Here is a 14,058-nt window from a genome sequence, read left to right as displayed (position 1 = left end):
AAATGGCAACTCTCCGATATTTAACTGAAATAAACAACATATTCCGCACTTACGATGAAAATGAATGTTTAAAAAGATATGAAACTATATTAAATAAATCAGAAAGATTACCAGAGATAATAATAATATTACTGGCTGATAAAATAATTCCAAACATCGAAAGCCTCACACAGTTCACTAGAGATAATTTCATACCTAGAACATCCAATCAAGCAGAACAACACTACAGTAAAACACAAAAATTAGAAACAACACACAAATTCAAAACAAACGAAGGATTACTAGAATATCTAGCACTTCACATGGAAAAACCCCCAATCTAAACAAAAAAATAAAAAAACTCCACGAAAGTTTACACCCTCATTATATAGGAAACTATTTATATGGTTATACAAATATCTATATTTTAGAGTATATTTATAGCATTTCATATAATATAATATTTAATGTAAAAATATAGTAATTTTTAGCAGGAACACAACCAAATACTAACTATTATTTTCATTTTCTTTTTTTATTAGTTGTATTATTAATATACAATTGTTGTTTGATTTTATATATTAATTTCAGATATTTAATAATTTATCATTAATAATCATGATAATTATTATTAGTCTCAAATTAATTAAATATTTTATTTTTGAATAAAATGTTACACTCTATATAATAAAACAAACTATAAGATAGGTGATTAAATGAAAGGATTAGCAATGTTGAAAATAGGTGAAATTGGCTGGATTGAGAAAGATAAACCTGAAATAAATCCTCGCGATGCATTAGTAAGACCATTAGCTCTTGCACCATGTACTTCAGACATACATACTGTATGGGAAGGAGCAATTGGAGATCGACATAATCTTATTTTGGGACATGAAGCATTAGGTGTTGTTGACGAGGTTGGAAGCGAAGTTAAAGATTTTAAACCTGGAGACCGGGTAATTGTTCCAGCTATTACTCCTGATTGGGATAATGAAGCAGCTCAAAGAGGATTCCCTTCACAAACTACAGGACCTCTTGGTGGATGGAAATTTTCGAACTTTAAAGATGGAGTATTTGGTGAATATTTCCATGTTAATTTAGCTGATGCAAATCTTGCTCATTTACCTGAAGGAATGTCACTTGAAGCAGCTGTTATGATTCCAGATATGTTATCAACTGGTTTTATGGGAGCAGAAAATGCTAATATTCCGATGGGAGGGACAGTAGCTGTGCTAGGTATTGGTCCTGTTGGATTAGCAGGGATAGCTGGTGCTAAATTACAAGGTGCAGGTAGAATTTTTGCAGTAGGGACTCGTCCTAAAGCTACTGAAGTAGCTAAAAAATATGGGGCAACAGATATAATATCTTATAAGGAAGGGGCAACCGATGAACAAATTCTAGAAGCAACAGATGGTGAAGGTGTTGATGCAGTTATTATAGCTGGAGGAGGATCTGATATAATATTGGATGCTGTTAGAGCTGCAAAAGCAGGATCTATAGTTTCAAATATTAACTATTTTGGAAATGGTGAAACTCTACCAATTTGTCGTGAAGGATGGGGTTTTGGAATGGCGGATAAAGATTTCGCTACTGGACTATGTCCTGGTGGAAGGGTTAGAATGGAAAGATTAGCTGATATTGTAACCTATGGTCGTATGGATCCAGCACTTATGGCAACACATGTCTTCCATGGATTTGATAAAATTGAGGAAGCTTTATTGTTAATGAAAGAGAAACCTAAAGATTTAATCAAGCCTGTTGTCATAATTGATGAAAACTTATAGTTGCATACAATACAACTATTTCATTTTTTAACTATAAGTTTTTAAATAACTATAATGTGGGATTCTTATGATAATATCAGTATTAGGTGGAACTGGAGATCAAGGATTAGGAATTGTCATTCGCTTTATTCAAGCTGGTGAGAAAGTTATCATTGGTTCAAGGAAAGCTAAAAAAGCTGAAGATGCTGTTGATAAAGTTAAACAATTATTAGAAAAAGAGGATATTCAAAATCTTTCTGGAATGTCAAATGAAGATGCTGCAAATAAAGGAGATATATTAATACTAACCGTTCCCTTAGCTGCCCAAATGGGAACCTTAAAATCTGTAGAAAACTTTGTAGATGGGAAAATATTAATCGATGCTACTGTTCCATTAGATACAGTTATTGGTGGAAGTCCTGCTCGATATGTTGATCTATGGCAAGGATCTGCTGCTGAGCGAACAGCTGAAATATTAACTGATAAAAATGTAGCTGTTGTTTCTGCTTTTAACAATATTAGTAATTCTCATCTAATGAATTTTAATGAAGAAATAGATTGTGATTGCTTAGTATCTGGAGATGATACAGAATCTAAAAAAATAGCTATGGATTTAATCAACAAAATACCAGGCATCAAATGTATTGACTGTGGGCCTTTAGAAAAAGCAAGAATTGTTGAAAAAATCACTCCACTCCTAATTGGCTTGAATATAAAATACAAATCTCATCATGGAGGTTTAAGAATAACTGGATTGAAACTAGATTAAAATGATTTAAAAAAATCTATAAACAAATACTAGATTACCCTATCTTAATAAAATATTTACTAAAGCTATAATCTTTATATTATTTGTTTATCTTTAGTATAAATTTGTTAGAAATCCAAAAGAATTCTAATAATATTTTCAATAATTAGATATTATATAGGGGAAAATTATGACATCAACAGAATTACTGAATCCAGTTTCAAATCCTACTCCATTAGGATTATTCGGATTTGGTATAACAACTATCTTACTTAGCTTATGTAATTTAGGAATAATTGATCTTTCAATGGTAATTATAGCAGTTGCTATAGTTTTAGGTGGTTTTGCAGAGATTATTGCAGGATTATTTGAATTAAAATTTGGAAACACATTTGCAGGAAATGTATTCATAGCATTTGGTCTTTTTTGGCTATCACTAGTTTTAATTTTACTTTTACCTCAAATAGCAAATGTCGTAGTTGCAGATAATCTTGGAATATGAATTTACTTGCTCATATTCGGAATTTTTTCATTATTAATGTTTATACTGGAAAAAAGATGTCTTTAAACTATGAACATTAAGAAAGTTTTAAAATTTATATTAAGATTTCTATTTCTTTTTTAATTTTTTTATTTCTATTTTTTTTAATTTTTTTAATTTTTAATACTTTCATTGGGTGAAATATGATGAAATTTAGTAAAATTTGTTAATTTTAGGTATATTTGGTGTTGTATCTCTTTTTGTATTTTAGGTATATTTGGTGTTGTATCTCTTTTTGTATTTTAGGTATATTTGGTGTTGTATCTCTTTTTGTATTTTAGAATATAATGTATTTTATTCAAAAATAATTATTAAACATTGATAAAATCAGTAGGATCATCCTGTTGAGTGAAAGCTATAATATTAAGAGAATTTGAAAAAAAACTACAATTTTCAGATAAAGTATTCTTAACTGATTTTAATGCAATAGATTTATTGTTGTGGTCATTACTCAAATGACATAGTACAATTGTATGTGTAGTTTCATTAATACAATTGGATAAAACAGTTCCACAGTCTTCATTAGATAAATGACCAACTTTACTGAGAATTCTTTGTTTATTAAATTCTGGTCGATTTCCATTTAAAAGTAAATCTACATTGTGATTACTTTCAATTAAATAAACATCTGCACATTTAATTAATGATAAAAGTTCGCAGTCCACATGGCCAATATCTGTTAAACATACCAATTTTTTACCTTCATGCTCAATCATGTAAAATTGAGAGTTAATAGAGTCATGACTGGTAGAAAATGCAGTAATCTTTAAATCACCTAAAATAATACTTTCATCAGATTCTATAACCTTTAATGAAGCTGGATTTATAAGACCTGTTGTTTTTTTAAATTTATCACAGGTTAATGTATCCTTATTTCCATAGATTGCTGTGTCATAGCAACGATTAATAACTCCAACACCCCTCACATGGTCTACATGTTCATGAGAAACAAAAATAGCTTTAATATCATTTAAATCCTTACCAATTTTGTTTAAAAGAATTTCAGTTCTTTTTTTACTTAGACCTACATCTATTAATATTGAAACTTCATCACTTTCTATGTAAATGACATTTCCACCAGATCCACTTGCTAAAACAGATAATTTTAAGCTCAAATTTACTCATCCTTGGTTAAATGCATATTTTAGAAAAAACACTTTAAAAATAGATTATTTAAAAAGTTTGAATTAAATAATAGCTATTTGTGAAATAAGCATTATTATATCTTCTTAATTCTTATTTTTTCTTGTTTGTTTAAATATTTATGTATTTGTTAATTAAATTGGGACTGTCAAAATGTTAGTTGGTAAGAAAAATTTCTCTTCTAAAAATCAAGTATTTGTAAATTCAAGCTTAAAATTCAATTTTAAAAATTGTATCAACTAACAAATTGACAGTCCCCATTAAATTATAATATTATTTATATATTAAAAGTTCAATTATATATTAGTGATTTATGTTAATTTTAACAATTTATGTAATGTTATAAAATAAAATTAATCCGAGAGGATAAAATGTCAACTGATACAACATTTATTGCAATGAAGAGAACAATAAATTAGTAGATAGGTTCAATGATTTAATTAGGGATATTAAATATTTTGATTGTTTAGTAGGCTATTTTTATAAATACATTTTTATTATTAAAAACTAATTAACATATTATAACTATTTTCAGGTGAAAATTAAATGGCTAAAAAGAATACAGCAGAAATAGGATTTGAAAAGCAAATATGGGAAGCTGCAGATGTACTTAGGGGCAATATGGATGCTTCAGAATACAAACATGTCGTTCTTGGACTAATTTTCTTAAAATACATTTCAGATAAGTTTGAAGAAAGATATGATGAATTAATTAAAGAAGGGGATGGATTTGAAGAAGATAAGGATGAATACGCTTCTGAAAATGTTTTTTGGGTACCAAAAGATGCAAGATGGAATGAAATAGCTAAAAATGCGCATAATGAAGAAATTGGGGTTAAAATAGATGAAGCAATGAGGGATATTGAAAAAGAAAATCATTTATTAAAAGATATACTTCCAAAAACATTTTCAAGGCCAGAGTTAAATAAACAGGTTCTTGGAGAAGTTGTAGATTTATTTACAAATATACAAATGGCTGATCATGGAGATAAAAAAGATATTTTGGGAAGAACATATGAGTACTGTTTATCCAAATTTGCAGAAAATGAGGGGAAAAAAGCAGGAGAGTTTTACACTCCAGCAAGTATTGTAAAAACCTTAATTGAAATAATAAAACCATTTAATGGAAGAGTATATGATCCATGTTGTGGTAGTGGAGGAATGTTTGTTCAAAGTAAGAATTTTATTGAAAACCATCAAGGAAACATAAAAAACATTTCTATTTATGGTCAAGACTCAAACCCAACAACATGGAAAATGGCTAAAATGAACCTTGCAATAAGAGGGATAGAAGCTGATTTAGGTGGACACCATGGCGATACATTTTTAAATGACTTGCATAAAACTTTAAAAGCAGATTTCATATTGGCAAATCCACCATTCAACTTAAAAAAATGGGGGCAAGAAAAATTACAAGATGATGTAAGGTGGAAATATGGAATACCTCCAAGAGGAAATGCGAATTATGCATGGATTCAGCATATGATACATCATTTAGCTCCAAATGGAAAATTAGGAATAGTATTAGCTAATGGCTCTTTATCATCAACAACAAGTGGAGAAGGAAAGATAAGAGAAAATATAATTAAAAACGATTTAATTGAAGGAATAGTAGCTTTACCAACACAGCTATTTTATACAACAGGAATACCAGTTTGCTTATGGATTATAAATAGAAATAAGAAACAAAAAGGAAAAACTCTTTTCATTGATGCCAGAGAAATGGGAATAATGGTTTCAAGGAAGCTAAGAGAATTGAATGATGAAGATATAGGGCTTATTGGACAAGCATTTGAAGACTTTGAAAATGATAAATTAGAAGAAGAAAAAGGATTTTCAGCTATAGCTACTACTGAAAAAATAGCTAAACATGATTATATTTTAACTCCTGGTAGGTATGTAGGATTTAAAGACCCTGAAGATGATGGGATCCCATTTGAAGAAAAAATGAGTGAATTGGCTAATGAATTGGATGAGTTGTTTAAAAAGTCCAATGAATTAGAAAAGGATATTCGTAAAAGTTTGGGAGAGATTGGGTTTGAATTCTGATGAAATTTGGACCAGTATCAACTATTGGCATGACGAAGCTAATTCTTATGAAAAAGATTATTTCATTAAATTCACCCTTGATTTTATAGCTTTGATACTTCTAATAAGAAATGAATACAATATTGGTAATAATGCTGAAAGAGATTATATTAACAAATTAAAAGAGGAAAACTCTGAAAAATACATAAAATTTTTAGATAAGTCAAAATTCTCTGAAATTAAAAAATATCTCAATGATTATCCACTTATAAATGATACTAATGGCAAAGATTATTGGGATGGAGATTTTGGAAAAATTAACGATCTTTCTGACTTTAAAAATATGATAGAATTCATTTATATTGCACGAAACAATTTGTTTCATGGCCAAAAAAGAGTTGACTTTGCAAGAGATAAAATAATAATTGAATATGCCTTTTTCTTCTTAAATCCTCTTTTGGACTTTTTAATAAGTAAATACAATGGATAATAATTAAAAATAAGATTAATAAATATCTTACATAAGTTTATATGTTAATGTTTGGTGATAAATTGAATCTCTCATGGAAAAAAGTAAAAGCAAAAGATATTATTGATTTTAATCCCAGAGAATCTCTATCTAAAAATTCAATTGCTAAAAAAGTTTCAATGGATAAAATAAATCCCTATTCAAAAGAAATTACTGATTTTGAAGTTTCTGAGTTTAAAGGAGGTACAAAATTTAGAAATGGTGACACTTTAATGGCTAGGATAACTCCTTGCTTAGAAAATGGAAAGACATCACAAGTAAATATACTAGATGAAGGGGAAATAGGATTTGGATCCACAGAATTCATTGTTCTTAGAGAAAAAGAGAATAAAAGTGATAAAGATTACATTTATTACTTATCAGTCAGTGATTTGTTCAGAGACCCTGCTATTAAATCAATGGTAGGGACTTCAGGAAGACAAAGAGTTCAAAAAGATGTTTTAGAAAATTTAGAGTTCTATGCACCCCCATTAGAAGAACAAATAAAAATAGGCAAATTTTTATCAAATTTTGACAAAAAAATTGAATTAATTAAACAGATAAATCATAATTTACAATTTACTTAAAATTTTACATTACTAACATTAATTTCTCCAGACATTAATTTAGGAAGTAAATTATTTCTCAATGAAGTTAAATTCTTTTTTTCTAAGTTATTTTCGTATATTTTTTCAAAAATCGGCTTTACAATTGAATTAAATTTGTTAAGAATCTTTGTTTCTGGATGTAAAAGTTCTATCTTTTTAATATTTGAATTATTAATTGCTTGCATTGTTGTTCCTAATGCTAAGTTATTTTTCATTGTATCAAATTGATTAGAAAGTATAAAAGACCATATATAATAAAAACTTTCATTTGTACATTTTAAACCAGCAAACCCTGTAGAAAATATATAATTATCAATCAAATCTTGGGAATAATCATCAACCATAATTAATTTTCTAGAATCTTTCATTTTAGCAAACCAAACACTTTTTTCAATAGGTTGCATATTAGCTCTACTTGGTTTATCATCAATGGTAATAATTGTCAGATTATTGTTTAATTCAGCATCACTAATATCTGCGGTGGCTACATAATACTTATTTCCTTTAAATGTATCAATGCTTGATCCAATAATTTTAGATAATTTTCCATTACCTAAACTTTCTATTTTCCAGTTTACAGGAACTAAACCAAAAGATGAAGATTTCATTTCACCATTAGATTCCTTAAAATTGCTTCCATTTTCATTTGGAAAATTAAAATCTATAAACCAACTATGATAAATTGATTGAATTAACTCTTCTAAATTATGATTTATCAAATATAATTATTAAAAAAATAAAATTAAAATATGAAAACTAAAATTATCACTAAAATCCAAAATCAAATGAAAACACAATTAAACGCCACACAAAGTACAAAACTAACAAAAGTACTTATTCAATGTTTAAATGATGTTGAAATAATTGAAAAGAAAGTTAAATGTAATTCAAATGATTTTACTTCCAATGAAAAATTATTAAAAATCTTTTTATCTTCAAAAAAAGTAGAAGGTTGTTCTGAAAAGACATTAGTATATTATGAATCTACAATAAACAAACTATTAAATAATATTAAAAAAAATATAGATAATTTAGATACTGATGATATTAGGCAATATTTAACTAAATTTAAAGAAGAAAATAATTCTAGTAAAGTAACTATTGATAACAATAGAAGAATATTTTCAAGTTTTTTCACTTGGTTAGAAGATGAAGATTACATCTTAAAAAATCCAGTCCGTCGAATTCGCAAAATAAAAACTGGAAGAGTAGTAAAAGAAGTATTAAGTGATGAAAATTTAGAATTTCTTAGAGACAATTGTAATAATATAAGAGATCTCACAATAATAGAACTACTAATCTCGACGGGAATAAGAGTAGGGGAACTTGTAAACTTAGATATTAATGATATAAATTTTCATGAAAGAGAATGTATCGTTTTTGGAAAAGGAGAAAGTGAAAGAGAAGTATACTTCGATGCGCGATGTAAAATTCACTTAATAGATTACATAAACAAAAGAAATGATGAAAATCCAGCTTTATTTGTTTCAACAAATAAACCACACAATCGTTTAGGCATTGGTGGAGTAGAAACAATGCTAAGAAATTTAGGAAGACAATTAAATATAAATAAGGTTCATCCACACAAATTCAGAAGAACCTTAGCCACAAATGCAATAGACAAAGGAATGCCAATAGAACAAGTCCAAAAACTCTTAGGACATGTTCAAATAGACACAACCATGCAATATGCAATGGTAAATCAAAATAATGTAAAAATAGCTCATAGAAAATTTATAGGTTAATAATGGTGATAATTTGAACTATGAACTTCACAATATTTGTTCTTTGATTAGTGAAAAAATTAAAATTAATGAAAAAATAAATGAGAATACTATTAATCTTCATAACTATATATCTACAGAAAATATGCTTCCTAATCGAGAAGGCGTAAGAAATGCTGAAAAATTACCTTCTACGAATAGTATTAACACTTTTTCAAAAAATGATGTTTTAATATCAAATATAAGACCTTATTTCAAAAAAATATGGTTTGCAAATTATGATGGAGGATGTTCTGGAGATATATTAGTTTTGAGGCCAAAAAAGAACATTCATCCATTATTTTTATACTATATTCTTTCTAATGATGAGTTTTTTGAATACGCAACTCTAACAGCAAAAGGAACTAAGATGCCCAGAGGAGATAAAACTGCTATTATGAAATATGAAGTTCCAGATATTTCTTTAGAGAAACAAACATGGATTGTGGAAAAATTAAAATATATTGATGAAAAAATTTCAATTAATAATAAGATAAATCATAATTTACAACAAATAATAAAACTATTATTTAAGGCATGGTTTATTGATTTCGACCCGTTTAAAAAAAATGGCATGAAAGAGTCTGAATTAGGATTAATTCCAAAAAAATGGGATATTATAGAATTAAAAGACATATTCGATGTTTTTAACGGTTATTCTTATAAAGGAAATGAATTACAAGAATCAAACAATGCAATGGTAACTATAAAGAATTTTGATAGAAATGGTGGATTTAAATTAGATGGATTTAAAGAAATAATTTTCTCTGATAAAATAAAAGATTATCACTTTGTTAATTTGTTTGATGTTATTGTAGCTCATACAGATGTAACTCAAAATGCAGATATAATTGGGAATGCTGCAATTCTTTTGAATAAAATGAATTATGATAAAATAATAATGTCAATGGACTTGGTAAAAGTTTCTTCTAAAATTCCACAAATAAATAATTTTTTATTAGTTTCAATATTAGACAATTACAGATTCAAAGGACATGCATTAGGATATGTTAATGGAACTACAGTTCTTCATTTAAATAAAAAAGCAGTTCCAGACTATAAAATTGCATTACCACAAGATTTATCAATTTGTGAAAAGCTTGGTGGCATAATTGAAAAAATATACATACAAATTTCAACTAATAATAGAGAAATTTTTAAATTAACTGAATTGAGAGATATTATGCTTCCAAAATTGATGAATGGTGAAATTGACATTTCGAACGCTGATTTTTGAAATATGGTCTTTTAATTCGTTGAATTTTTTACAAATAAAAGCTTTTAAAACTTTTAATGAATTTTCAATTTTCTGTTTTAGTAATTTAATAATCAAAATTAAATTATGATTTATATTCTTAATCCATCTATATTATTTTATTGCATATTATCAACAATATTAATAATATGAAACAAAATATAATTATAAATATATTATTGATTAATATTAATAGTATTATATTATTAAGTCCTTTATAAACAATTTATCTGGATTATTTTTGAAAGAAGATAAAGAGAAATAATAATAACAAGTAATAAAATGGAATAAAGAAGAACAAAAGAGGAATGAAAATGTCTTTTGCTGAAGATAATTATGAAGATGCAATTATTGAATTGTTTCAGGATTTAGGGTATGAACATTGGTATGGTCCTGATGTGGAAAGAGATTATAGAAGTCCATTGTTTGAAGAGGATTTAAGAAGTAGTTTGTCTTATATAAATAGGGATTTACCTCGAATAGCTATTACAGAAGCTATTAACAAATTAAAAGATATTGGTATTGGTAGCTTAGTTGATAAAAATTCTAGGTTTACTTATTTTCTTCAAAATGGTGTTTCAGTTAATTATTATGAGGATGATGAAGAAAAAAATCTAATTGTAAAACTGATTGATTTTGAAAATGTTGAAAATAATTTTTTCAAAGTTATAAATCAATGGACAGTTATAGAACATGAAGAAAAAAGATCTGATGTAATTATTTTTGTAAATGGTTTACCTTTAGTTGTAATTGAATTAAAATCTCCATCAAGAGAAGAAACTGATTCATCTGAGGCTTATACTCAGTTAAAAAATTACATGGACAAAATTCCTTCCTTATTTACTTATAATTGCTTTTGTGTAATGAGTGATTTAACTACTTCTAAGGCAGGAACAATAACTGCAAATGAAGATAGGTTCATGGAGTGGAAAACTACTGATGGTAGTTATGAATCTACTCAGTTTGCTGATTATGATACATTTTTTAATGGAATTTTTGAAAAAAACAGATTCATAGATGTTATAGAAAACTTCAATCTCTTTTCTAAGGATGAAAAAGAAAATGTAAAAATTTTATCTGCTTATCATCAATTTTATGCCGTTAATAAAGCAATAAACACTACTTGTGAAGCGATAAATAGGGGAGATGGTAAAGGCGGAGTATTTTGGCATACTCAGGGTAGTGGCAAGTCTTTATCTATGGTTTTTTATACTAAAAAGCTTCAAAAAGTCCTTAATTCTCCTACTTTTGTTATTATTACTGATCGTAATGATTTGGATGATCAATTATTTTTACAATTTAGTAAATGTAGTGATTTTCTTAGGCAAACTCCAGTTCAAGCAAATAATAGGCAACATTTAGTAAAATTACTTAAAGATAGAAAGGCAAATGGCATATTTTTCACTACAATGCAGAAATTTGAAGAATCAGATGAATCATTAAGTGATAGAAACAATATTATTGTAATATCTGATGAGGCACATAGAAGCCAGTATGGACTTGAAGAAAAAGTTGATTTAAAAACAGGTAAGGTGTCAGTTGGAACAGCAAGAAAGATTAGGGATAATCTTCCTAATGCTACTTTTATTGGTTTTACTGGAACTCCAATATCTAAAAGAGATAAAAGTACAATTGAAGTTTTTGGTAATTATATAGATGTATATGACATGACACAATCTGTAGAAGATGGTGCAACTAGACCAATTTATTATCAAAGTCGTGCAATTCATTTAGAACTTGATGAAAGTTTATTAAAACAAATTGATGGGGAATATGATAAATTAGCTGATGAAGCTGAACCTTATGCTATTGAAAAGAGTAAACATGAATTAAGCAAAATGGAAGAACTTCTTGCAGCTCCAGAAACCATAGAATCTTTATGTAATGATATTATTAATCACTATGAAAATGACAGACAATACATTCTTACAGGAAAAGCTATGATTGTTGCTTATTCAAGAAAAATAGCTATTGAAATTTATAAAAAAATCTTAGAACTTAGACCAAACTGGGAAAATAAGGTAAATATCGTCGCAAGTTCAAGCAATAAGGATCCTGAAGACTGGCATGATATTATAGGAACTAAATCAGATAAAATCGAATTAGCTAATAAATTCAAAGACAATGAAGATGATTTTAAAATAGCTATTGTTGTTGATATGTGGCTTACTGGCTTTGATATCCCTTCACTTGCTACAATGTATATTTTCAAACCAATGAAAGATCATACTTTAATGCAAGCCATTGCAAGAGTTAACAGAGTTTATGGAGATAAAGAAGGTGGTTTAATTGTTGATTACATTGGAATTTCCGGAGCTTTAAGAAAAGCTATGAATGATTACACCTCTCGTGATAAAGAAAATTATGGTGAGATGGACATAGCTAAAACTGCTTATCCTACATTTAAAGAAAAATTGGAAATATGTCAAAATCTAATCCATGGATTTGATTACAAAGATTTCTTTGATGAAAGTAATTCAAAAAGAGCAAAAACAATTAAATATGGAATTAACTTCTTTTTAAAGCCATCTAAAAAAGAAAATAAAGATGCATTTGTTAAGCAAGCTTTGGCTTTAAAACAATCTTTATCTTTATGTAGAAGTATTGCAGAAGAACATGAGAGATTTGAAGCAGCATTCTTTGAAGCTATTAGAACTTCTTTAACAAGAATTAATAAGCCTGGACAAAAATCACTTAAAGAAATAAATGAAACTATAAACAACCTACTTAAAACTACAATAAAATCTGAAGGTATTGTAAATATTATTGATACCTCTCAAAAAGAAATTGATTTATTTGATGATGATTTTTTAGATAGGATTTCACAGATCCCAGAGAAAAATTTAGCTATTGAATTACTTAAAAAGTTACTTAACGATAAGATTTCAGGATATAAGGGAAGAAACATAGTTAAATCAGAGATATTCTCAGAAATGCTGAAAACCACAATGAATAGGTATATTAATGGTTTAATTGAAACTGAAGAAGTTATTAAAGAACTTTTGGATATTGCAGAGGAAATTAAAAAGGCTAAAGACGCTGGAAAAGATTTGGGGCTTAATAATGAAGAATTGGCATTCTATGATGCTTTAGCTAAACCAGAAAATATTCATGACTTCATTGATAATGAAGACCTTATTAAAATGACTCATGAGCTAACTGATGCACTTAATAAAAACAGAACTATAGATTGGCAAAAGAAAAATAGTGCTAGAGCTAAAATGAGAATGATTGTTAAGAGATTGTTAAAAAAATATGATTATCCTCCAAAAGATCATGAATATGCATTAGATATAGTTATAGCACAATGTGAACAATGGGCTGATTTGGAAATAGAACTTTAGATATTAAATCATCGAAAACACTCAAAAATTTTGTGGGATGAAATATTTATTGAAAATAATAATTATTCTTTAAAACAATTTATTTTTTAAAATACTATTTTTAACAGAGGTTCATCTTTAAAATTATTACTCTACATGTACTCTTTACACTTTGTTTATAATTGAAAAATTCAAATGTTTATATTGGAAAATAAATATTTATAAAAACTTAATAAGTATTTATACATATAGACTAACTGAAAATATAGTCCTGAAAGAAAAGATTCTAATCAATGGTTTATTGGAATATTAATCTATTTCATAAATATAAGTTGTTATTATCTTTAATTTCTAAAATAATCTTTAATAATTTTATTATTAAAAAAATATATATTATGA

12 protein-coding genes are annotated in these 14,058 nt (G+C 27.3%); 10 read left to right on the top strand and 2 right to left on the bottom strand.

The genetic code is table 11. From position 1 onward, the window contains the following. From MBCUT_RS11365 to MBCUT_RS08005, 4 genes are all read left to right on the top strand, one after another. A partial coding sequence (locus MBCUT_RS11365) for a hypothetical protein (protein WP_067260167.1) occupies nt 1–323 on the top strand: 323 nt, incomplete at its 5' end. Nucleotides 324–695: 372 nt separating this feature from the next. Then, nucleotides 696–1,763, top strand: coding sequence for an NAD(P)-dependent alcohol dehydrogenase (locus tag MBCUT_RS08015; RefSeq protein ID WP_067260166.1), 1,068 nt, complete (start codon nt 696–698; stop codon nt 1,761–1,763). A 67-nt stretch (nt 1,764–1,830) separates the two neighbouring features. Beyond that, nucleotides 1,831–2,511, top strand: a complete 681-nt coding sequence (gene npdG, locus MBCUT_RS08010; protein WP_067260165.1) for an NADPH-dependent F420 reductase — start codon at nt 1,831–1,833, stop codon at nt 2,509–2,511. Between the two features lie 169 nt (nt 2,512–2,680). After that, nucleotides 2,681–2,992 carry an acetate uptake transporter gene (locus MBCUT_RS08005; protein WP_067260164.1) on the top strand — a complete coding sequence of 104 codons (312 nt, stop codon included), beginning with the start codon at nt 2,681–2,683 and terminating at the stop codon, nt 2,990–2,992. Between the two features lie 350 nt (nt 2,993–3,342). Here the strand turns inward: MBCUT_RS08005 and MBCUT_RS08000 are convergent, their stop codons facing one another. Then, complete coding sequence (locus tag MBCUT_RS08000; RefSeq protein ID WP_067260163.1) at nt 3,343–4,146, bottom strand: MBL fold metallo-hydrolase; 804 nt, start codon at nt 4,144–4,146, stop codon at nt 3,343–3,345. 574 nt (nt 4,147–4,720) lie between these two features. Here MBCUT_RS08000 and MBCUT_RS07995 point away from each other — a divergent pair. From MBCUT_RS07995 to MBCUT_RS07985, 3 genes are all read left to right on the top strand, one after another. Next, nucleotides 4,721–6,223 carry a type I restriction-modification system subunit M gene (locus MBCUT_RS07995; protein WP_067260162.1) on the top strand — a complete coding sequence of 501 codons (1,503 nt, stop codon included), beginning with the start codon at nt 4,721–4,723 and terminating at the stop codon, nt 6,221–6,223. Next, nucleotides 6,213–6,692, top strand: coding sequence for a hypothetical protein (locus MBCUT_RS07990; RefSeq protein WP_067260161.1), 480 nt, complete (start codon nt 6,213–6,215; stop codon nt 6,690–6,692). The genes MBCUT_RS07995 and MBCUT_RS07990 overlap by 11 nt, the downstream gene beginning before the upstream one ends. 62 nt (nt 6,693–6,754) lie before the next feature. Beyond that, nucleotides 6,755–7,297 carry a restriction endonuclease subunit S gene (locus MBCUT_RS07985; protein WP_067260160.1) on the top strand — a complete coding sequence of 181 codons (543 nt, stop codon included), beginning with the start codon at nt 6,755–6,757 and terminating at the stop codon, nt 7,295–7,297. On the opposite strand, the gene MBCUT_RS07980 is transcribed toward MBCUT_RS07985, so the two are convergent. Further along, nucleotides 7,294–7,926: a hypothetical protein gene (locus MBCUT_RS07980; protein WP_157082549.1), complete on the bottom strand. Its 633-nt coding sequence runs from the start codon at nt 7,924–7,926 to the stop codon at nt 7,294–7,296. The genes MBCUT_RS07985 and MBCUT_RS07980 overlap by 4 nt on opposite strands. 141 nt (nt 7,927–8,067) lie before the next feature. On the opposite strand from MBCUT_RS07980, the gene xerA reads away from it, so the two are divergent. The 3 genes from xerA to MBCUT_RS07965 all read left to right on the top strand — a co-directional run bounded on the left by xerA (nt 8,068) and on the right by MBCUT_RS07965 (nt 13,680). Then, nucleotides 8,068–9,063, top strand: a complete 996-nt coding sequence (xerA, locus tag MBCUT_RS07975) for a site-specific tyrosine recombinase/integron integrase (protein ID WP_067260158.1) — start codon at nt 8,068–8,070, stop codon at nt 9,061–9,063. 13 nt (nt 9,064–9,076) lie between these two features. After that, nucleotides 9,077–10,318 carry a restriction endonuclease subunit S gene (locus MBCUT_RS11480; protein WP_211263792.1) on the top strand — a complete coding sequence of 414 codons (1,242 nt, stop codon included), beginning with the start codon at nt 9,077–9,079 and terminating at the stop codon, nt 10,316–10,318. 332 nt (nt 10,319–10,650) lie between these two features. Beyond that, nucleotides 10,651–13,680 carry a type I restriction endonuclease subunit R gene (locus MBCUT_RS07965; protein WP_084270766.1) on the top strand — a complete coding sequence of 1,010 codons (3,030 nt, stop codon included), beginning with the start codon at nt 10,651–10,653 and terminating at the stop codon, nt 13,678–13,680. The last annotated feature ends 378 nt before the right edge of the window (nt 13,681–14,058 follow it).

This window comes from Methanobrevibacter cuticularis, from assembly GCF_001639285.1.
Taxonomy (GTDB): Archaea; Methanobacteriota; Methanobacteria; order Methanobacteriales; family Methanobacteriaceae; genus Methanobaculum; species Methanobaculum cuticulare.
This window is presented reverse-complemented; position numbering and strand designations above follow the sequence as displayed.